Here is a 21,614-nt window from a genome sequence, read left to right as displayed (position 1 = left end):
ACAAAGAATCGTTAGAAAAATTCTTTTCTTATTGATTGGATGGCCAAACATAGCTCAATGTACCAGCGCGGCACAAACCGCTGAAATGGCTTGCTCACTCAAATAAGGGTGCATTGGCAAGCTCAGAACCTGTTCCGCGACACTGTCCCCCATCGGTAAATAAACGCCAGTATCAGCAACGGCGGGCTGTTTGTTAAGCGGGATGGGGTAATGGACAGCAGTTGGAATCCCTTCTGCCTTTAACTTACCCTGTAATAATTCCCGACCATCAATGAGAATAGTATATTGAGCGTAGGCACTCATATTCCACTCCTCCACATGGGGAGTTGTGGTTATACCAACGGCCTTGAGTGACTTATCGTAGTAGTTGGCAATACGTTGACGATGCTGAATTTCCGTCTCAAAAATTTCAAGCTTAGGCAAGAGTATTGCCGCTTGCAGCGTGTCCAAGCGACTGTTAACCCCTACACGTACATGATGGTAGCGACGGTCTTGGCCATGTCGGGCTATCTGTCGTAGCACCTTAGCCAACTCCTCATCGTTAGTAAATATCGCACCGCCGTCGCCATAGCATCCTAATGGCTTGCTTGGAAAAAAGCTGGTACACGCTATTGTCGTAAGGTTACAAGAGCGTTTACCTTTGTAGGTCGCGCCAAAGCTTTGCGCCGCATCCTCAATAACCGGGATCGAATGTTTAGTGGCAATCGCATTAATCGCATCATAGTCAGCGCATTGGCCATATAGGGACACCGGAATGATAGCTTTCGTGCGCGGCGTAATTGCTGCTTCTAGCAACTGCGGGTCGAGGTTGTAGGTGCGTGGGTCGATGTCTACGTAAACAGGCTTGGCTCCCAGCAACGCAACTGTTTCGGCAGTAGCGATATAGGTGAAGCCCGGAGTGATTACCTCGTCGCCAGGACCTATGCCCAGAGCCATCTGCGCGATCTGCAGGGCATCCGTGCCGTTGGCACAACTGATGCAGAACTTAGCGCCGGTAAAGGCGGCCAGGCGCTCCTCCAGTTCTTGCACTTCCGGGCCGAGAATGTACTGGCCGTGGCTCAAAACACGCTGGATGCCGGCATCGATCTTGTCCTTGATACGTGCTTGTTGGCTTTTCAGGTCGATGAATTCAATCATGCTCAGGCATCCGTCTTGTTCAGAAATTTTCCGTTACGCACGTAGCGCGCCCCCGTGTGCGAGCAAAATCCCTCGCCCTGCTCGTTCAACTGCAGCTGCTCGCCAAATTCGCTCATCCAGCCAATCTGTCGTGCGGGCACACCCACCATCAATGCATAGGCCGGTACATCTTTGTTGATGACCGCGCCGGCGCCGACAAAGGCATATTCACCAATGGTAACGCCGCAGACGATGGTGCAATTGGCGCCAAGCGTCGCGCCCTTTTTTACCAGCGTATCGAGGTATTGGTCCTTGCGCTCGATCAGCGAACGCGGATTGTAGACATTGGTGAAGACCATGCTAGGGCCACAGAACACACCCTCCTCCAGCGTGACATTGTCGTAGACCGACACATTGTTCTGGACCTTGCAGCGGTCGCCGATCACGACCTTGTTGCCAACAAACACATTCTGACCGAGCGAAACGCCGACACCGATGCGGGCGCCCCCACAAACATGGACGAAGTGCCAGACACGGGAGTTTTCACCGATCTGCGCGCCCTCATCGACGATCGCGCTTGGATGCTGATAGTAGTTCATGGCTTCAGACTCACATTGGGCTGAGGTTGATCGAGAGCACGTTGCAGTTGCTCGGCAGCATAGTGCCCATAACGACTTGCACCTACTTCGTTGAGGTGGTGGCTGTCACGGTAGATGAGCAAGCCTTGCTGATAAGGCGCAGCGGCAAAGAAGCTGCTATTGGAAAGGTCCAGGAAACGCACGCCGGGCGTGCCGTCGACAATGGCCTGAACTTGTTGGTTGGCAGCCTGCCACTCGTGATTGAACCTCAATGGTGCCGGCAGGCCAATCTCGGTAAAGCGCCTTACCCGCTGTACGTCTGTTTCAAACATAGGTATCTGAGCAAGAACCACGACATGTTTATGGGCTCCTGCGGTATCGACGAGAAATTCAGCGAACGCCTTGGCAAATGCTTGGCTCTGCATCTGGTACTGCCACATCCCTGCGATTATCACCCTCTCCACCTTCGGCAACTCGCCTGCCACGGCCTCGATCTGAGCGCGGCAAGGTTTCTGCGCCCAGGCTGGCAGGCGTTCAAAGTCGAAGCCGGGGATAGGCACGCAACTGCTGGCAGTGAGCACACGGTAAGCGACGCCCTGCTCTTCGCCCACCTGGTCGAAGAAGTAGTTCAATTGAGCAGCATGGCTATCGCCAATTACCAGGACGGAGACTTCGGCATCCGCCTTGCCTCGCTTGCACGCGCCCACTTGCGTGCCATGGCAGATAAGCTCTGGAGCAGCATAGCGGGTGAGCTCCACCGACAAAGGAGCGACCAGCGAGGCGTTGATACGTTGCCCTCCCCATGCCACCAGCACGACCACAGTACCGGCTACAGCCCACTTGGGCACTTGGCGCATCATGCCGGAAGCGTTTCTGGCGGGTGTTTCGACCAAGCGATAGGAAAGCCATGCCAGCAGAACAGAACTGGCCACGAAAATTGGCAACCATGCGGCCGTCAGCTCGTACTGCCCCGTGTAATAGCGAATGAATGCCAGCACCGGCCAGTGCCACAGGTACAGCGAATAGGAAATGCCGCCGATCCAGACCATTGGCCGAGTGGCAAGCAACGCGCTGACTGGACCACGCCGGGCGGCGATGAGCAGCCCTGCCGCGACACAAGGTAGCATGGACCAGAAGCCTGGGAAGTGTTGTTTATCGATAGCCAGCACTGCCCAGGCCAGCAGGATTGCGCCCAGGCCACCGAACACGCTTGCAAGTAACATGGGTAGTTCGCGCTGGCGCATTAGCAAGGCAACGATGGCACCGACCATGAACTCGGGAATCCGTGCCGACAGGGCAAAGTACATCCTGTCTTGCGATTCACTCAGTTCGCGGTAACCGCTCCAGGCAAACAGACTGGCGGCTAGCAAGGCAAACGCCATGAGGCGCCATTGCTTTGGCAAGAAAATGACCAGCACTGGAAAGAACAGATAGAACTGCATCTCAATGGCCAAGGACCAGGTATGCAAAAGCGGCAACTCATCGGCCCGCGGCGCGAAATAACTGCCGAAGCCAGAGAAGTACTGGTTGCTGGTAAACAGCGCCGACGACATCAGGCTGTCGAGGAAAAATGCAAAGTCATCAGGCACAAACATAAACGCGGAGAGCGCGCACACAACCACCAGCATGACGAAATACGCCGGTAGAATGCGCTTGACGCGGCTGGCATAGAATGCGATGAGATCGACCTTGTCACTTCGCTCGGTCAACAATGCCGTTATGATGAAGCCAGAGATGACGAAAAATATGTCAACGCCAACATACCCGGCTTTCAGCCAGCCATTATTGGCGTGATAAAGCATGACCGCCAGCACGGCGATTGCACGCAAGCCCTGAATATCGAAACGAATATTGCGCGCGTGACGCATCGCACCCGCTTCTTTTGGCTTGTTGAAATTATTGTTCGACACGCTGGCTCGCGATCCTGCTTGGGGAAATTTGAAAACGGGTGGCGCAAAGCCACCCGTATTGTCTCGCCTATCAGCGAGAAAGGGCTTGGACGAACGGATGCGCTTCGTTGTCCGCTGCCACGACAATGGCCGCACTGCGAATGGTATTAACTGTCTCCACGCAATGGCGAGCATCCTCGATGCCATAACCACGACCAGCCAGGATTTCCTCGTAACTGGTTGTGTGCAGATCAGTGAAGCCTTCGGAGAACTCCATTTCTTCACCGTTAACGGTAATCGAACGGTAAGTCGGCTTCTTGCCCTTCACCGATTCCGGCAGGTCGTTGGCGTCGACCGACAGGAACCAGCGTACGCGTGCTTTCTCGTACTCCAGGTACCCGGCCGCCTTGTGTTCGGAAGTGAAGTGCACAACGTTTCGCTGCAGCTTGCCAAAGATGAAATGCAGCATGTCGTAGAAGTGCACGCCAATGTTTGTGGCTACGCCGAACGACTTGCGTGGGTCACCTTTCCAGCTTTGCAGGTACCACTTGCCGCGAGAAGTGATGTAGGTCAGGTCGACTTCGTACTTATGCGGGTTGTTCTCGCGAGCAACCTTGTCCTTCAAGGCAATGATTGCTTGGTGATGGCGCAGCTGCAGGATGTTGAACAACCGCTTGCCGGTCTCTTGCTCGATCAGGGCCAACTGGTCCAACTGCTGCGGGGTTGGCACCAGCGGTTTCTCGCAGATCACGTCACAACCAAGGCGTAGGCCGGCGGCAATTTGCGGGTGGTGCAGGTAGTTGGGCGAGCAGATCGACACGTAATCCAAAGCGGTCGCTGGGTCGCGTTTGAGGCTGTAGGCGTGGTCAAGGAAGAACTCGAACTCGGTAAAAAATTCGCTTTGCGGGGAAATGCTATCGATGATGCCTACCGAATCATTGATATCATAAGCGGACACTAATGTATTGCCGGTATCCTTAATGGCACGCATGTGGCGAGGCGCGATATAACCGGCAGCACCAATTAAAGCAAAACGTTTCATCCAGAACTCTCCTGTCATCAAGCCTTGATAATATTCGGTTGAGGTGCACGATATTTACCGCGACTATCGATGATTAGCTGTGCATGCCGACTGATAAGTTCATAGTCGAATTTATCGTGATCTGTGGCCAGGATGACGGCATCATAAGCTTTCAAGATATCAGCAGTCAGAAGCTCACTGGACAAATTAAAGTGATGCTCACGCATTTTTGGGAACTTCAAAACGTGCGGATCGGAATAACCTACGACACCACCTTTTGCCTCGATCAGCTCCATGATTTCCACCGAAGGGGACTCTCGCATGTCATCTACGTTCTTCTTGTAGGCGATACCAAGCACCAGAACCTTGCTACCTTTTAGAGCCTTACCACGGTCATTCAGGCCGTCCATCAACTTGCTCAGAACGTACTCTGGCATCGCTTGGTTTACTTCCCCCGATAGTTCAATGAATCGCGTATGCAGTCCATATTCTCGCGCTTTCCAAGTGAGGTAAAACGGGTCGATTGGTATGCAATGACCACCTAGACCGGGACCTGGATAATAAGCTGTGAAGCCGAAGGGCTTTGTTGCGGCAGCGTCAACCACCTCAAAAATATCGATACCCATGCGGTCTGCGACCACTTTCATTTCGTTTACCAAGCCAATATTTACCGCACGGTGGATATTCTCAAGCAACTTGGTCATTTCTGCAGCTTTGGTAGAGCTAACCTGCACGACTTGGTCAATGGCGTGCTCATAAAGGGCGACACCTACCTCAAGACAAGCTGGGGTATGCCCACCAATTACTTTTGGAATAGTGCGAGTTTCGAAGTTTGGATTTCCTGGATCTTCACGCTCAGGAGAGTAAACAAGAAAAATATTATCACCAACAACTAAACCTTTTTCTTCCACACGTGGCAACAGCTCCTCTTCTGTCGTACCTGGATAAGTGGTACTCTCAAGAGAAACTATCTGCCCCACCCGCAAGTATGGTTTTATTGCATCAGTTGTATTTATCACGAAGCTCATGTCGGGCTCGCGATATTTGTTTAGCGGTGTCGGCACGCAGAGGATCAGTGCATCGCACTCCGATACGCGCGTAAAATCAGTTGTCGCTTCAAACCCATTACGCCGAGCCGACTCCACCTTTTCTCCAGGTATATGCTCTATATAGCTCTTCCCCGAATTTAGCAGCTCAACTTTGGAACTGTCGATATCAAGTCCAAGCACCTTGAACCCGATTGCATTGTAGCGCAGCATCAGGGGCAGGCCCACGTAGCCAAGACCGACTATACCAATGACGGCCTCTTTGGATTTAAATTTGGCGACGCTCGCCTGCTTTATGCTCGACATCCAACTCTCCCTTTCAACTTTTTAATTCACTAATCTACTTAGATTTACAAGTCAGCCCCAAAACAGGTCTAACCTCATTCCACCCTGACACGAGAAACCATCGGACGCTTCTTTCAGTCTTCTTTTGCCAAAGCCAAAGCCCCTGAGCCAGGCTCGACGCTCCAAAGCCTACCGCCAGCCCAACAACCAATTCACTGCCTGGGACGCTCAGTAATTGCCAAATGAGAGGCCATCGAGGCGGCTTTGCGTGCAGCGAATACGCTTGTCACAAAAGGGTATTATGCCCGTTATGGGCGTGAATGGCTTTCATGAATTGCAGCCAGCTGAGTCCAACCAGATCTCGCGGGATCTTGCTTCCTTAGCTGCGCTTTTTGCCGACATCATTACGACATCATTTCAGCGAACGCTGTCTTCGTTGCGCCCATCAACCAGCTCCTCGGTCGCTCCTAGCCCTCTTACTCATCTCAGCAGAATGGTGCCTAGCCACCATCCACGATCGCAGCAGCCTCCCTTGGGACAAAAATGGGTAGGCGTATCAACGAAAAACCCGTCTTCACAAGAATGTTTCTTATAAAGACGGGCTTCTAAAATAACTCATAGGCGGACACCAGATCGCTGTAAAGCATCTTGAAACCGGCGAAACCCTAGTTTGAGGGCCGCCGCTCCCTACTTCGCACAAGACTGTAATGGATCAACGCTACGAAACTACTAATCAACCCACCGACAATAATACCAATCAGTAAGATCATTGCCTTCCTTGGTTTGATAGGACTCTCTGGAACCTCAACACTACCATCCTGCCGATAAACCGAAATAAGCTCAGGATCAACATTCAACTTACGATAAAAGTTATACCGCATCTGCAACGTCCGAAGATCTGATATAAACGCATCGTCCGAAGCCCTAGATTCCAACGCTTGAATTTCAGCGGCCAATGCCTTACTACCACGCTGATAATCCATCTTGCTACCGGTATCAACGGTAATATCCACCGCAGCAGAGGAGTTAACCGTCGGCGTAGTCAATCCAATCGCCTCGGCAATCTTTAATGCTTCCCGCAATTGCTGAATCCTGTCCTCACGTATCCGCTGCGCAGTCTCGCGCAAGCTGACAATACGTTGTTCCAGATTGCGCGCTCTAACCGAAGCTTCAGTCGTTACGTTCTTGACCAGCTCAGCTTCGGCAGCCTCACTGGCGCGCGCCACGTAGGCCTTGGCCCACTCGGTAGCCTTTACCGGGTCGCCGATTTGCACAGTGACGGAGAAACGATCTGGCGTATCCTTCCCAGGCCCTTTGACGACCAGCTGTCGAGAGAACCGCTCGTACAAACGATCAAGAGCCCCCTCTCGTTGCGACTCATCAAGCGAAGGAAGATAAACCTCATTGAAAAAAGTCTGACGAAGCGACTCACCCTGCAAGTTACGAGCAAAAACATCGTAAACATGTTTGATTGAATAAGTTTCCAGCTCGGTACTTTTCCCACGCCCATAGTTCAACTCGGCGATCCCATTCTGAGTCGGCGGCATGATAAAAAGCTTTGCTTCATAGACAGGTTTGCTGAGGAACGCGTAAGCAGCAGCGCCAGCAGTGACCAGAAGAGTAATGGCGATGATCAGCCATTTTTGAGCCCAAAGCCCGCGAGCGAGGGCGATCAGGTCGATTTCATCGTCGTCGCGCGTTGCAATACGATTATCTTGCATGGATAGCCTCGCTCCCTTTTTTTAGCTTTGCGCTTGCAGACACACGGGTCGCATTAAAAGGTAAGGCGGGCAAGTCCGCGGCGGACACTGCGGTGTTTTTATTAAAATTGAACAAATGCAACATACCCAAAGTCAGAAATTTGCGGCAGTGATCCTTACTACGAGACTACTGGGCTCACACATCCATTTATTTCAGCCGCCTACCTCTCCCGGCGATCCACGCCAATAGGGGGCCAATCATCATTCCAGAGAGGAGCGCGAGCAACACAAAAACCGAAACAGGAAGTTGCGGTGCCGACCATCCCAGGAACAACAGCGCGACAGGCTGATTGTTTTCAAGCACGAACAGTACGATAGCCGAAGCCACGAGCACCGCAAGTACGACAAGCGCAAGGCGCTTAAAGTTCCGCATGGAGACCTCTTTTTTTGGGGTCGATTCAGACCTCGTCACCCTCTTCCTCGTTCACCCGGTCTCGGAGCTCCTTGCCCGGCTTGAAATGAGGTACGAATTTTCCATCGAGGCTGACAGATTGACCTGTTTTTGGGTTGCGACCCACACGAGGGGCGCGGTAGTGCAGGGAGAAACTGCCGAACCCGCGGATTTCGATACGATCTCCGGTCGCCAGGCATTGGGACATTTGTTCAAGCATGGTCTTGATGGCCAGCTCTACATCCTTGGATGAGAGCAGCCCTTGATGGGTGACAATTCGTTCGATCAACTCCGACTTCGTCATGTTTTTCCCTTCTTTTTCAAGCAGCTAGGAAAATCGCTTCAAAGGTTTTAGCATGCCCGGAGGAATTTGAACAGCCCAACTCTTGACATATCTTCAGCGCCCCCTGATCGCCCCTTTTTGGCGCAGACTGAAAACATTTTGCAGGTTAGCGGCACATGACCAGCATGGTGCGAGTCAGGTAACCCGCCGGATTGAAGCCAAAGGGGTATTGATCCTGGTCTTTTGCATCATCGGATCGAGTGATCACCTTGTAGCCTGCCCCCTTGCACTCCTTGGCTGCGCGCTTATGGCACTTCCCCCAGCCGGAGCCCAGCCCTGAGCAATCGACCTCGATACCGCTGACACCTCGCACGGCGTGGGTCTTGGCGCTCGTGGCGCAGCCTGCCAGCAGCAGAACAACCAACATCAGAAAGAGCTTATTCATTCAGATCCTTCGTTAGAGGGACGCATCCCTGTCCCGAATTTTTCCAGCTGTGTCATAGAAGAGACACCCATGCTGGCCGTTTGGTTTCGCAACGCTTCGAGAGGAACGCCTGGGACAACCCTGCAATGCCTTGGCAAACCAGAAATCGCAGGCACAAAAAAGGGCGACCGAAGTCGCCCTTTTTCTATGGTCTGACAGAACTCAGTTCTGTTTTTCCATCTGTGCACGCAGCAGGTCGCCCAGAGTGGTAGGACCAGCAGCAATGTCAGTAGCTGGCTTGTCGCGCAGGCTCTGGATTGCTTCTTTCTCTTCAGCGTCGTCTTTCGACTTGATGGAGAGCTGGATTACGCGGCTCTTGCGGTCAACGCTGATGATCTTGGCTTCTACTTCTTCGCCTTCCTTCAGGACGTTGCGCGCGTCTTCAACGCGGTCACGGCTGATTTCGGAGGCTTTCAGAGTCGCTTCGATATCGTCGGCCAGGGTGATGATGGCGCCTTTGGCGTCAACTTCTTTCACGATGCCCTTAACGATTGCGCCTTTGTCGTTCTCTTGAACGTACTCGGAGAACGGATCGCTTTCCAGTTGCTTGATACCCAGGGAGATGCGCTCGCGCTCTGGGTCAACCGACAGGATAACGGTGTCCAGCTCGTCGCCCTTCTTGAAACGGCGTACGGCTTCTTCGCCCACTTCGTTCCAGGAGATGTCGGACAGGTGAACCAGGCCGTCGATGCCGCCGTCCAGACCAATGAAGATACCGAAATCGGTGATCGACTTGATGGTGCCGGAGATTTTATCGCCCTTGTTGAACTGGCCAGAGAAGTCTTCCCATGGGTTGGACTTGCACTGCTTGATGCCGAGGGAGATACGACGACGCTCTTCGTCGATGTCCAGAACCATGACTTCCACTTCGTCGCCGACTTGTACGACTTTCGAAGGGTGGATGTTCTTGTTGGTCCAGTCCATTTCGGAAACGTGTACCAGGCCTTCAACGCCTTCTTCCAGCTCAGCGAAGCAGCCGTAGTCGGTGAGGTTGGTAACACGGGCGGTGACGCGGGTGCCTTCTGGGTAACGGGCTTTGATAGCGACCCATGGATCTTCACCCAGTTGCTTGAGGCCCAGGGAAACACGATTGCGCTCGCGATCGTACTTCAGAACCTTGACATCGATCTCGTCGCCAACGTTGACGATTTCCGAAGGATGCTTGATACGCTTCCAGGCCATGTCGGTGATGTGCAGCAGGCCATCGACGCCACCCAGATCGACGAATGCGCCGTAATCGGTGAGGTTTTTGACGATACCCTTGACCTGCTGGCCTTCCTGCAGCGATTCCAGCAGAGCTTCACGCTCGGCGGAGTTCTCGGCTTCCAGGACACTGCGACGGGAAACGACAACGTTGTTGCGCTTCTGGTCCAGCTTGATGACCTTGAATTCCAGCTCTTTGCCTTCCAGGTGCGTGGTGTCGCGCACTGGACGAACGTCAACCAGGGAACCTGGCAGGAACGCACGGATGCCGTTAACGTCGACAGTGAAGCCGCCTTTAACCTTACCGTTGATAACGCCCTTGACCACTTCCTCAGCTGCGAAGGCCGCTTCCAGAACGATCCAGCATTCAGCACGCTTGGCTTTTTCACGGGACAGCTTGGTTTCACCGAAGCCATCTTCAACCGAATCCAACGCCACGTGAACTTCGTCACCAACGTTGATGTTCAGTTCGCCAGCGTCGTTGTAGAACTGCTCAAGCGGGATCAGCGCTTCAGACTTCAGACCAGCGTGAACGGTTACCCAGCGAGCCTGGTAATCGATATCAACGATAACGCCGGTGATGATGGAGCCTGCCTGAAGGTTCAGGGTTTTCAAGCTTTCTTCAAAGAGTTCCGCAAAGCTTTCGCTCATTTTAATTCCTGTTGATTAGGGCGAAGTAAACGCCCATCTCCACACCCCAGACGATGTGGGTTAGTTTCATATATAAGAAGCACCGCAGGACTATGACTGGTCCCCTGCGGAGCTTCCTGGTCACCCGGCGATATCGCGAAGCGCGATTTCACTCATGATGCGTTGCAACACCTGATCGATGGACAACTCCGTGGAATCCAGCTGTATCGCATCGGCCGCCGGCTTTAGCGGGGCCACTGCGCGCTGGGTATCACGCTCGTCGCGTGCACGGATCTCATCTAGCAGACTCGACAGACTAACATCCTCGCCTTTGCCCTTCAACTGCAAATATCGGCGGCGAGCCCGCTCCTCCGCGCTGGCGGTCAGGAAAATCTTCAGCGGCGCATCGGTGAACACCACCGTGCCCATGTCCCGGCCGTCCGCCACCAGCCCCGGCGGCTCCTGGAAAGCCCGCTGGCGTTGCAGCAACGCTTCGCGCACCGCCGGCAGCGCGGCGACCTGGGAAGCCCCGGCGCCAACGCTTTCGGTGCGGATGACATCACTGACTTCATCACCTTCGAGGATGATCCGCTGCAACTGGCCATCGGTGGCCGCGATGAACTGCACGTCCAGATGGGCGGCAAGGGCCTTGAGCAGCTCTTCGTTGGTCAGATCGACGCCATGGTTGGCCGCGGCGAAGGCCAGCAAGCGATACAGGGCACCGGAATCGAGCAGATTCCAGCCCAGTTGCTTGGCCAGCATGCCGGCGATGGTGCCCTTGCCCGATCCGCTTGGGCCATCGATGGTGATGACCGGTGCCTTGATGTTCACGACTGTGCCTCTTGTGCTACTCGAATACCGACCTGCGCGCACAACGCCAGGAAGTTAGGGAACGACGTGGCGACGTTGGCGCAATCATGGATGCGGATCGGCGCGCTGGCGCGCAGGGACGCAACACTGAAGGCCATGGCGATACGGTGATCACCGTGCCCATGGACCTCGCCGCCACCAATCTGGCCGCCGTCGATGATGATGCCATCCGGCGTCGGCTCACATTTGACGCCGAGCGCGAGCAGGCCATCCGCCATCACCTGGATGCGATCCGATTCCTTGACCCGCAGCTCTTCGGCGCCAGTCAGCACAGTGCGGCCTTCCGCGCAGGCAGCCGCCACGAACAGCACCGGGAACTCGTCAATCGCCAGGGGAACCAGCGCTTCCGGAATCTCGATGCCCTTGAGTTTAGCCGCTCGTACGCGCAAGTCCGCAACCGGTTCGCCGCCCACTTCACGCTGGTTCTCCAGGGTGATGTCGGCGCCCATGAGACGCAGGATGTCGATCACGCCGGTACGGGTCGGGTTGATGCCGACATGCTCCAGCACCAGGTCGGATCCTTCGGCGATCGAAGCCGCCACCAGGAAGAACGCCGACGAGGAGATATCGCCTGGCACTTCGATGTGGGTCGCGGTCAGTTTGTTGCCGGATTCAACAGACGCCGTGGCGCCGTCGACCGTGACCGGGTAGCCGAAGCCACGCAGCATGCGTTCGGTGTGGTCGCGGGTCGGAGCCGGCTCGGTGACCGTCGTCTTGCCTTCGGCGTAGAGGCCCGCCAGCAGCAGGCAGGATTTCACCTGGGCACTGGCCATCGGCATGGTGTAGGTCAGGCCCTTGAGCTTGTTGCCACCACGAATGGTCATGGGTGGACGGCCCTCGGCAGCGGTCTCGATCACCGCGCCCATTTCCCGCAACGGGTTGGCAACACGGTTCATCGGGCGCTTGGACAGCGAGGCATCGCCGGTCAGGGTGCTGTCGAAGTCCTGGGCGGCCAGCAGGCCGGACAACAGGCGCATCGAGGTGCCGGAGTTGCCCAGGTAGATCGGGCCCGGCGCAGGCTTGAGGCCGTGCAGGCCGACACCATGAATCGTCACGCGGCCGTGGTGCGGACCTTCGATGACCACGCCCATGTCGCGAAACGCTTGCAGCGTCGCCAGAGCGTCTTCGCCCTCGAGGAAACCTTCCACCTCGGTCACGCCCTCGGCCAGCGAGCCGAGCATGATCGAACGGTGGGAAATCGATTTATCGCCCGGTACACGAATCCGCCCACTGAGGGAGCCACCAGGTTGTGCCAGGAAAATCAGATCGTTGGAGTTCATAGCGTCCACATAGGCCCGACGGGCCAGGATTTTACTGAAATGCTCGCGGGCCACCCTGGCACGTGTGAAAACGCCCAGCAATTGGTGCCCGTCCCCTGCATCGACCGCGTCGCGCAAGGCGTCGAGGTCGCTGCGAAATGTATCGAGTGTGCGTAGGACAGCTTCACGGTTGGCGAGGAAGATGTCATGCCACATGACCGGGTCGCTACCCGCGATTCTCGTGAAATCGCGGAAACCGCCGGCAGCGTAACGGAAGATCTCAAGATTTTCATTGCGTTTGGCCAATGAATCCACCAGACCGAACGCCAGCAGATGCGGCAAATGGCTGGTGGCGGCCAATACTTCGTCGTGTCGCTCGACCTGCATGTGCTCGACATCGGCACCCAACTCGCGCCACAGGCGATCCACCACCGCCAGCGCCGTCGGGTCCGTCTGGTCCAACGGCGTCAGGATGACCTTGTGCCGACGGAACAGCTCGGCATTGGAAGCCTCCACCCCGCTCTGTTCGGAGCCGGCGATCGGGTGACCGGGCACGAAACGCGCCGGCACGCCGCCAAACGCCTCGGTCGCCGCCCGCACAACATTGCCCTTGGCACTGCCGACGTCGGTGAGAATCGCTTGCCCGAGCTCCATGCCGGCCAATCGGGCCAGCAGTTTCTCCATGGCCAGGATCGGCACCGCCAGCTGGATCACATCCGCGCCCTGGCAAGCGACCTGCAAATCGTCTTCACAGCGGTCCACCACGCCCAGCTCTACCGCCAGCTTGCGTGAATGCGGGTCAAGATCGACGCCCACGACTTCCTGGCACAGCCCGCTTTCACGCAGGCCCTTGGCGAACGAACCGCCAATCAACCCCAGGCCGACCACCACCAGGCGACCGATCATAGGGGTCGCAGGTTGCAGCAAGGTGACATCAACCACGAGCCAGGACCTTGCTCAGCGCCTCCAGGAAACGGCTGTTTTCCGCCGGCAGGCCAACGGTGACCCGCAGGTGATTCGGCATGCCGTAGTTGGCCACCGGACGCACGATCACGCCTTCGCGCAGCAAGCCTTGATAGACCGGCGCCGCGACGCGTCCCACGTCCACACAAATGAAGTTGCCCTTGGAAGGAATCCAGCCCAGACCCAACTCACGCAAGCCCACTTCCAATTGCTGCATGCCGGCTTCGTTCAAGCGACGGCTTTGCGCCAGGTAGGCTTCGTCCTGCAATGCGGCGCAAGCGGCAGCCAGGGCGAAGCTGTTGACGTTGAATGGTTGGCGCACGCGGTTCAGCACATCGGCCACCACCGCAGTGGACAAGCCGTAGCCAACCCGAAGCGACGCCAGGCCATAAGCCTTGGAGAAGGTGCGCGACACCAGCAGGTTCGGGTAGGCCGCGAGGAAATCCAACCCATCGGGCAAGTCGCTGCCTTCGGCGTATTCGATGTAGGCCTCGTCCAGCACCACCAGGACGTGCTCGGGCACGTCCTGCAGGAAGTCGTCCAGGGCTTGGGCGTCGAACCAGGTGCCGGTCGGGTTGTTCGGGTTGGCGATGAAGACTACGCGGGTATTGGCGTCGATGGCGGCGAGCATGGCGGGCAGGTCGTGCCCCCAAGCCTTGGCTGGAACGACACGGGCATCGGCACCGACGGCCTGAGTGGCAATCGGGTAGACCGCGAACGCATGTTCACTGAACACGGCATTGAGGCCCGGCGCCAGGTACGCACGGGCGACCAGCTCGAGAATGTCGTTGGAGCCGTTACCCAGGGTCACCTGGTTCAGCTCGACGCCGCAGCGCTCGGCCAGCAGGCTTTTCAAGGCGAAGCCGTTGCCATCGGGGTAGCGCGTCAGCTCGGCCAGTTCGTCGCGAATTGCCGCGAGTGCCTTGGGGCTCGCGCCCAGCGGATTTTCGTTGCTCGCCAACTTGACGATGCTGGCCGGGTCAAGATTCAGCTCGCGGGCCAGTTCGTCCACAGGCTTGCCTGGAACGTAGGGCGAAAGTTGTTGAACGCCTGGCTGGGCCAGGGCGAGGAAGTTGCCACTCATTTGCTATCCGCCCTTAAAGAACTGCCTTGGGGTAGGAACCCAGCACCTTGAGTGCCACTGCTTCCTGACTGATTTTCTCCAGCACACCTTTCACCAGCGGATCGCGGTGGTGGCCGACGAAATCGATGAAGAACACGTAGGTCCATTTACCACTGCGCGAAGGGCGAGTCTCGATCCGCGTCAGATCGATGCCGTTGTCATGGAACGGCACCAACAGCTCATGAAGTGCCCCCGGCTTGTTGCTCATGGAGACAATGATCGAGGTCTTGTCGTCGCCCGTCGGCGGGACTTCCTGGTTACCGATCATCAGGAACCGGGTGGAGTTGTCCGGACGGTCCTCGATTTTCTCGGCCAGGCGCGTCAGCTCGTAAAGGCCTGCCGCCATGTCGCCGGCGATCGCCGCCGAGTTCCACTCACCCTTGACCCGCTTGGCCGCCTCGGCATTGCTCGATACCGCCACGCGCTCGACGTTCGGGTAATGGGCGTCCAGCCACTTGCGGCACTGGGCCAGGGACTGTGCGTGGGAGTAGATCCGGCTGATGCTGTCGGTCTTGGTGTTCTCACCCACCAGCAGGTGATGGTGAATGCGCAGCTCGACTTCGCCGCAGATCACCATGTCGTGCTCGAGGAAGCTGTCCAGCGTGTGGTTGACCGCACCTTCGGTGGAGTTCTCCACCGGCACCACGCCGAAATTCACGGCACCGGCCGCCACTTCGCGGAAGACTTCGTCGATGGCCGCCATCGGCTTGCTGATCACGGCGTGACCGAAATGCTTCATGGCCGCTGCCTGGGTGAAGGTGCCCTCCGGGCCCAGGTAAGCGACTTTCAGCGGCTGTTCGAGAGCCAGGCACGAGGACATGATTTCGCGGAACAAGCGCGCCATCTCTTCGTTGCCCAACGGCCCCTTGTTGCGCTCCATGACACGCTTGAGCACTTGGGCTTCGCGCTCCGGCCGGTAGAACACCGGCACTTCGCCTTCGGCCAGGGACGCCATTTTTACCCGGGCAACTTCCTGGGCACAGCGTGCGCGCTCGCTGATCAACTCCAGGACTTTCTCATCCAGGGCATCGATGCGTAGGCGCAGCGCCTTGAGTTCTTGCTCAGACATCAGCCGTGTTCCTTCTCGAACTCCGCCATGTAGGCAATCAGCGCGTTGACTGCGTTGATGTCCACGGCGTTGTAAATGGAGGCGCGCATGCCGCCGACCGAGCGGTGGCCCTTGAGGTTCAGCAGGCCGCGCTCGTCGGCGCCGGCCAGGAACGGCTTGTCGAGACGATCATCCGCCAGGCGGAACGGCACGTTCATCCAGGAGCGATCAGACTTGTTGATCGGGTTGCTGTAGAGGCCGCTGGCATCGATGAAGTCATACAGCGTGCGCTGCTTCACTTCGTTGAGCTTGCCGATAGCCTCGACACCGCCCTGCTCTTTCAGCCACTCGAAGACCAGGCCAGACAGGTACCAGGCCAGGGTCGGCGGGGTGTTGTACATCGAGCCGTTGTCCGCCGCGACCTTGTAGTTGAGCATGGTCGGGCACAGAGAGCGGGCGCGACCGAGCAGGTCTTCGCGGATGATCGCGACCAGAATGCCGCTCGGGCCGATGTTCTTCTGGGCGCCGGCGTAAATCATGCCGAAACGGGAGATGTCCACTGGACGCGAAAGGATGTCCGAGGACATATCGGCCACCAGCGGCACGTCACCGGTTTCCGGGACCCAGTTGAATTCCAGGCCACCAATGGTTTCGTTCGGCGCGTAGTGGACGTACGCCGCGTCCTTGGACAGCTTCCACTCGTTCTGGCCGGGTATCGCGAAATAGTCGTAGGGCTTGGCGGTGGCCGCCACGTTGACGTGACCGTAGCGCGACGCTTCTTCGATGGCCTTCTGCGACCAGATACCGGTGTCGATGTAGTCAGCCGAGCCGTTTTCCGGCAGCAGGTTCAGTGCAATCTGGGCGAACTGCTGGCTGGCGCCGCCTTGCAGGAACAGCACTTTATAGTTGGACGGGATGTTCAGCAGATCACGCAGGTCCTGCTCGGCCTTGGTGGCGATGGACACGAATTCATCGCTGCGATGGCTCATCTCCATGACCGACAGGCCCTTGCCATGCCAGTCGAGAAGTTCGCCCTGGGCACGCTTCAGGACCGCTTCGGGAAGCGCCGCCGGGCCGGCACAGAAGTTATAGGCTCTCTTGCTCACATCCAATCTCGCTCTGATCTGGTGGTCACATAAATCTTTTGGTCCGCACACCGCCCTTACAGGGCTACCGCTTAGTCAAGACATGGCTGAATCAGTGGCGAGGGAGCTTGCTCCCGCTTGAGTGCGAAACGCTCACAAAAAAGAGGGGCCGCTGCGCACTGGAACGCCAGCCGGCCCAGCGGGAGCAAGCTCCCTCGCCACAATGAATCAAACAAGCCTCAAGAGAGGGGCAGTCCCCATAGGGATTGCGCAGTGTCGCAAATTTTCAAACGGAACAAACAACAAGGGGCGAATTTTCATCCGCCCCCTGCGTTCCCGCTTAGTCCTGCGGCTCTTCTTCGTCTGCGGCAGCATCGAGCGGTTGGTCGCCGACGGTGTCGTCGACATCGGCACCGAGGGCGCCATCGAACGCCACGCCGTCCTCGCCTTCCAGCTCTTCGCCTTCGACTTCCGAAGGCTCCTGGACGCGCTCAAGGCCGACCAGTTTTTCGTCTTTGGCCAGCTTGATCAGCGTCACGCCCTGGGTGTTACGACCCAGGCTGGAGACTTCGTCGACCCGCGTACGCACCAACGTGCCTTGGTCGGAAATCAGCATGATCTCCTCGCCGTCGAGCACCTGGACCGCGCCAACCAGGCGACCGTTACGCTCGTTGCTGACCATGGCGATCACGCCCTGGCCGCCACGCTTGTACTCGGGGAACTCGCTGATGGCGGTACGCTTGCCGTAGCCACGCTCGGATGCGGTGAGGATCTGGCTGCCTTCTTCGGGGATCAGCATGGAAATCAGCTTCTGCCCTTCCGGCAGACGCATGCCGCGCACACCACGGGCGGTACGGCCCATGGCGCGGACATCGGATTCCTTGAAGCGCGTGACCTTGCCGCCGTCGGAGAACAGCATGACTTCGCGTTCGCCGTCGGTGATGGCGGCGGAAATCAGCACGTCGCCCTCGTCCAGCTCCAGGGCGATCAGGCCGACGCTGCGCTGGCGGCTGAAGGATTCCAGCGGGGTCTTCTTCACGGTGCCGTTGGCGGTTGCCATGAAGATGTAGTGACCTTCGGTGTATTCCTCCACCGGCAGCATGGTGGTGATGTATTCACCGTCGTCCAGCGGCAACAGGTTGACCAGCGGACGACCACGGGCAGCGCGGGATGCTTCGGGAATTTCGTAGGTCTTGAGCCAGTACACCTTGCCCTTGCTGGAGAACAGCAGCAGCGTAGTGTGGCTGTTGGCGACCAGCAGGTGTGCGATGTAGTCCTCGTCCTTGACGCCGGTAGCCGATTTGCCTTTGCCACCGCGACGTTGGGCCTGGTAGGCGGCCAACGGTTGGGTCTTGGCATAGCCTCCGTGGGAAATGGTCACCACGCGCTCTTCTTCCGGGATCATGTCCCCCAGGGTCAGGTCCAGGCGCGCATCGAGGATTTCGGTGCGGCGCACGTCGCCGTATTCGGCGCGGATCACTTCCAGTTCTTCGCGGATCACTTCCATCAGGCGCGTGGCGCTGTTGAGGATGCGGATCAGCTCGCCGATCTGGTTGAGGATTTCCTGGTATTCGGCCAGCAGCTTCTCGTGCTCCAGACCGGTCAGGCGGTGCAGGCGCAGTTCCAGGATGGCTTGCGCCTGCTCCGGGGACAGGAAGTACTTGCCTTCGCGCAGGCCGTATTGCGGATCTAGGTTTTCCGGACGGCACGAATCGGCACCGGCGCGTTCGACCATCGCCACTACCGCACTGGATTCCCAAGGGGTGCTGACCAGCGCTTCCTTGGCTTCCGACGGCGTTGGCGAGGCCTTGATCAAGGCGATCACCGGGTCGATGTTCGACAGGGCAACGGCCTGGCCTTCGAGGATATGGCCGCGCTCGCGCGCCTTGCGCAGCTCGAACACGGTACGGCGGGTAACCACTTCGCGGCGGTGACGGACGAAGGCTTCCAGCAGGTCCTTGAGGTTCAGGATCCGCGGACGGCCGTCGATCAACGCGACGATGTTGATGCCGAACACGCTTTGCAGCTGGGTCTGGGCGTAGAGGTTGTTGAGGATCACCTCGGGCACTTCGCCACGACGCAGCTCGATCACGACGCGCATGCCGTCCTTGTCGGACTCGTCACGCAGCTCGGTGATGCCTTCGAGTTTCTTCTCTTTCACCAGCTCGGCGATCTTCTCGATCAGGCGAGCCTTGTTCAGTTGGTACGGCAGCTCGGTGATGACGATCTGCTGGCGGCCGCCAACCTTGTCGATGTCCTCGACGGTGGAACGGGCGCGCATGTAGATGCGGCCACGACCGGTGCGATAGGCCTCGATGATGCCGGCGCGACCGTTGATGATCGCGGCGGTCGGGAAATCCGGGCCGGGGATGTACTGCATCAGTTCATCGACGGACAGTTCCGGGTTGTCGATGAGGGCCAGGCAACCGTCGATGACTTCGCCGAGGTTGTGCGGCGGGATGTTGGTCGCCATGCCCACGGCGATACCGCTGGAGCCGTTGACGAGCAGGTTCGGGATACGGGTCGGCATGACCGCCGGGATCATCTCGGTGCCGTCGTAGTTCGGCACCCAGTCCACGGTTTCCTTGTGCAGGTCGGCCAGCAGCTCGTGGGCCAGCTTGGTCATGCGCACTTCGGTGTATCGCATGGCCGCGGCGTTGTCGCCGTCCACCGAACCGAAGTTGCCCTGGCCATCCACCAGCAGGTAGCGCAGGGAGAACGGCTGCGCCATCCGCACGATGGTGTCGTACACGGCAGTGTCGCCGTGGGGGTGATACTTACCGATCACGTCGCCGACGACACGGGCGGATTTCTTGTACGGCTTGTTGAAGTCGTTGCCCAGCTCGCTCATCGCGAACAGCACGCGCCGGTGCACGGGCTTCAAGCCATCGCGCGCATCCGGCAGCGCCCGCCCGACGATCACGCTCATTGCGTAGTCGAGGTAGGACTGTTTCAGCTCGTCTTCGATATTGACCGGGAGGATTTCTTTGGCCAGTTCGCCCATGAGAAGCCTGATTCCTTTTTCTGGTGAAACCTCGTCACGTCCAGATGGGACGAACGAAGCTCGCCGCTGCAGGACAAATGCCGAGCAGCGACTTACGACAAATCAACGAGTTATGCCATGGATCTGCGCAGTAAAGGCCACCTCGCGAGGCAGCCTTGGAAACCGCCGGATGTTATCACAAGAGCCGCCACGCACCTATCCCCCAGATGCGCATGGTGCGTAGTTAGTTGACCGATGACAGGCTGAAAAGGGACGAGAGAAGCTCAGAGGCGCTGGGAATGGCGATTGGTGGCCGGATTTGGCTGTTTTTTCAGGCTTTGCCGGCCCCATCGCGAGCAGGCTCGCTCCCACAGGGCAACGTACGCTGTCCAATGTGGGAGCGAGCCTGCTCGCGATGGGGCCAGCTCAGGCGCCGAAGCCCTTAGTGCAACCGCTTGCGACACATCAGTTGGGCCATCTTCGCCGCATCTGGCCGCTCAACAATGCCTTTCTCCGTCACGATAGCGTCGATCAGGTCTGCCGGGGTCACGTCGAAGACCGGATTGAAGGCGTCGACATCGGCCCCGACCCGCTTGCCGCCAACTTCCAGCAATTCGCGGCCGTCACGCTCTTCGATGGGAATGTCTTCACCGCTGGCCAGGTTCATGTCGATGGTCGAGCTCGGCGCCACCACCATGAAGCGCACACCGTGGTGCATGGCGCAGACTGCCAATTGATAGGTGCCGATCTTGTTCGCCACGTCGCCATTGGCGGTGATGCGGTCGGCGCCGACGATCACCCAGGTCACACCTTTGGTCTTCATGATGTGGGCGGCAGCGGAGTCGGCGTTGAGGGTCACCGGAATGCCTTCGTTCGCCAGTTCCCACGCGGTCAACCGCGAACCCTGTAGCCATGGGCGGGTTTCGTCGGCGTAGACCCGCTCGACCATGCCTTCAAGGAATGCACCGCGAATCACCCCGAGCGCGGTACCGAAGCCGCCGGTGGCAAGGGCGCCGGTGTTGCAGTGGGTCAGGATGGCCTGGGCGTTGCCCTGATGCTTGCGAATCAGGTCGACGCCGAGCTGGGCCATGGTCAGGTTGGCCTCGCGATCGCTTTCGTGGATCGCCATGGCTTCGGCCTCCAGGGCCGCCAGTGGATCGGCATGCTCTTTGAGGCGCGCCAAGCGGTCGCGCATGCGGTCAAGCGCCCAGAACAGATTGACCGCCGTCGGCCGGGAATCGGCCAGCAAGGCGAAATCCGCTTCCAGCGCATCTTGCCAGTCACCGCCCTCGGCCAACCGCGCCCGCGCCGCCAGCACCACGCCATAGGCGGCACTGATGCCGATGGCCGGCGCGCCGCGCACTACCATCGAACGGATGGCCTCGGCCACGCCGGCCGCACTGGTGTAGCCGATCCAGTTCTCCTCGAACGGCAAAACACGCTGATCGAGCAGATAAAGAGCGCCATCACGCCAATCGATGGCCTTCACCTTCTCCGCAGCCAACAGTCGATTGCGCATCCTTCACCCCGCACTCAGAAACAAAAGCCGCCGATTATAGCGATCCCTCCGCGAAGACGCTCGGGTATACTTCGCCTC

The 21,614-nt window shown here is 57.9% G+C and carries 17 protein-coding genes; all 17 read right to left on the bottom strand.

Annotated features, from left to right (window positions below):
- Nucleotides 1–54 precede the first annotated feature (54 nt).
- The 17 genes from J3P81_RS08100 to mtnA all read right to left on the bottom strand — a co-directional run bounded on the left by J3P81_RS08100 (nucleotide 55) and on the right by mtnA (nucleotide 21,536).
- Nucleotides 55–1,137, bottom strand: coding sequence for a DegT/DnrJ/EryC1/StrS family aminotransferase (locus tag J3P81_RS08100; RefSeq protein WP_434563076.1), 1,083 nt, complete (start codon nucleotides 1,135–1,137; stop codon nucleotides 55–57).
- 2 nt (nucleotides 1,138–1,139) lie between these two features.
- Entirely contained in the window at nucleotides 1,140–1,715 is a 576-nt protein-coding gene (wbpD, locus tag J3P81_RS08095; RefSeq protein WP_434563074.1) for a UDP-2-acetamido-3-amino-2,3-dideoxy-D-glucuronate N-acetyltransferase, read from the bottom strand.
- Nucleotides 1,712–3,562, bottom strand: a complete 1,851-nt coding sequence (locus J3P81_RS08090) for an acyltransferase family protein (RefSeq protein ID WP_434564089.1) — start codon at nucleotides 3,560–3,562, stop codon at nucleotides 1,712–1,714. Before J3P81_RS08090 ends, wbpD begins: the two co-directional genes overlap by 4 nt.
- A 112-nt stretch (nucleotides 3,563–3,674) precedes the next feature.
- Nucleotides 3,675–4,625, bottom strand: coding sequence for a UDP-N-acetyl-2-amino-2-deoxy-D-glucuronate oxidase (gene wbpB / locus J3P81_RS08085; RefSeq protein WP_434563072.1), 951 nt, complete (start codon nucleotides 4,623–4,625; stop codon nucleotides 3,675–3,677).
- Nucleotides 4,626–4,642: 17 nt separating this feature from the next.
- The gene (wbpA, locus tag J3P81_RS08080) at nucleotides 4,643–5,956 is read right to left on the bottom strand and encodes a UDP-N-acetyl-D-glucosamine 6-dehydrogenase (RefSeq protein ID WP_434563070.1); all 1,314 of its coding nucleotides are present in this window, start codon (nucleotides 5,954–5,956) and stop codon (nucleotides 4,643–4,645) included.
- Nucleotides 5,957–6,600: 644 nt separating this feature from the next.
- Entirely contained in the window at nucleotides 6,601–7,656 is a 1,056-nt protein-coding gene (locus J3P81_RS08075; RefSeq protein ID WP_434563068.1) for an LPS O-antigen chain length determinant protein WzzB, read from the bottom strand.
- A 187-nt stretch (nucleotides 7,657–7,843) separates the two neighbouring features.
- On the bottom strand, nucleotides 7,844–8,068 hold the full coding sequence (locus tag J3P81_RS08070) for a lipopolysaccharide assembly protein LapA domain-containing protein (RefSeq protein ID WP_420767792.1): 225 nt from the start codon (nucleotides 8,066–8,068) through the stop codon (nucleotides 7,844–7,846).
- Nucleotides 8,069–8,093: 25 nt separating this feature from the next.
- The gene (gene ihfB, locus J3P81_RS08065) at nucleotides 8,094–8,390 is read right to left on the bottom strand and encodes an integration host factor subunit beta (RefSeq protein WP_420767791.1); all 297 of its coding nucleotides are present in this window, start codon (nucleotides 8,388–8,390) and stop codon (nucleotides 8,094–8,096) included.
- Nucleotides 8,391–8,535: 145 nt separating this feature from the next.
- Nucleotides 8,536–8,814 (bottom strand): hypothetical protein, encoded by a 279-nt coding sequence (locus J3P81_RS08060; RefSeq protein WP_434563066.1) that lies wholly within the window; start codon nucleotides 8,812–8,814, stop codon nucleotides 8,536–8,538.
- Nucleotides 8,815–9,015: 201 nt separating this feature from the next.
- Nucleotides 9,016–10,707 carry a 30S ribosomal protein S1 gene (gene rpsA / locus J3P81_RS08055; protein ID WP_030141013.1) on the bottom strand — a complete coding sequence of 564 codons (1,692 nt, stop codon included), beginning with the start codon at nucleotides 10,705–10,707 and terminating at the stop codon, nucleotides 9,016–9,018.
- A 120-nt stretch (nucleotides 10,708–10,827) separates the two neighbouring features.
- Nucleotides 10,828–11,517, bottom strand: coding sequence for a (d)CMP kinase (gene cmk / locus J3P81_RS08050; RefSeq protein ID WP_030141014.1), 690 nt, complete (start codon nucleotides 11,515–11,517; stop codon nucleotides 10,828–10,830).
- On the bottom strand, nucleotides 11,514–13,721 hold the full coding sequence (locus J3P81_RS08045) for a bifunctional prephenate dehydrogenase/3-phosphoshikimate 1-carboxyvinyltransferase (RefSeq protein WP_434564088.1): 2,208 nt from the start codon (nucleotides 13,719–13,721) through the stop codon (nucleotides 11,514–11,516). The genes cmk and J3P81_RS08045 overlap by 4 nt, the downstream gene beginning before the upstream one ends.
- A 28-nt stretch (nucleotides 13,722–13,749) precedes the next feature.
- A complete protein-coding gene (hisC, locus tag J3P81_RS08040) occupies nucleotides 13,750–14,862 on the bottom strand; it encodes a histidinol-phosphate transaminase (protein WP_434563064.1) in 1,113 nt (370 codons plus the stop codon).
- 13 nt (nucleotides 14,863–14,875) lie between these two features.
- On the bottom strand, nucleotides 14,876–15,970 hold the full coding sequence (pheA, locus tag J3P81_RS08035; protein WP_420767788.1) for a prephenate dehydratase: 1,095 nt from the start codon (nucleotides 15,968–15,970) through the stop codon (nucleotides 14,876–14,878).
- Nucleotides 15,970–17,055, bottom strand: coding sequence for a 3-phosphoserine/phosphohydroxythreonine transaminase (gene serC / locus J3P81_RS08030; protein WP_420767787.1), 1,086 nt, complete (start codon nucleotides 17,053–17,055; stop codon nucleotides 15,970–15,972). Before serC ends, pheA begins: the two co-directional genes overlap by 1 nt.
- A gap of 319 nt (nucleotides 17,056–17,374) precedes the next feature.
- The gene (gyrA, locus tag J3P81_RS08025; protein WP_434563062.1) at nucleotides 17,375–20,038 is read right to left on the bottom strand and encodes a DNA gyrase subunit A; all 2,664 of its coding nucleotides are present in this window, start codon (nucleotides 20,036–20,038) and stop codon (nucleotides 17,375–17,377) included.
- 421 nt (nucleotides 20,039–20,459) lie between these two features.
- On the bottom strand, nucleotides 20,460–21,536 hold the full coding sequence (gene mtnA, locus J3P81_RS08020; protein WP_434563060.1) for an S-methyl-5-thioribose-1-phosphate isomerase: 1,077 nt from the start codon (nucleotides 21,534–21,536) through the stop codon (nucleotides 20,460–20,462).
- Between the last annotated feature and the right edge of the window lie 78 nt (nucleotides 21,537–21,614).

Origin of the sequence: Pseudomonas sp. R1-6, from assembly GCF_051132115.1 — a bacterium.
Classification (GTDB): domain Bacteria; phylum Pseudomonadota; class Gammaproteobacteria; order Pseudomonadales; family Pseudomonadaceae; genus Aquipseudomonas.
Note: the sequence above shows the minus strand (reverse complement) of the source record. Positions and strands in the feature narration are given on the sequence as shown.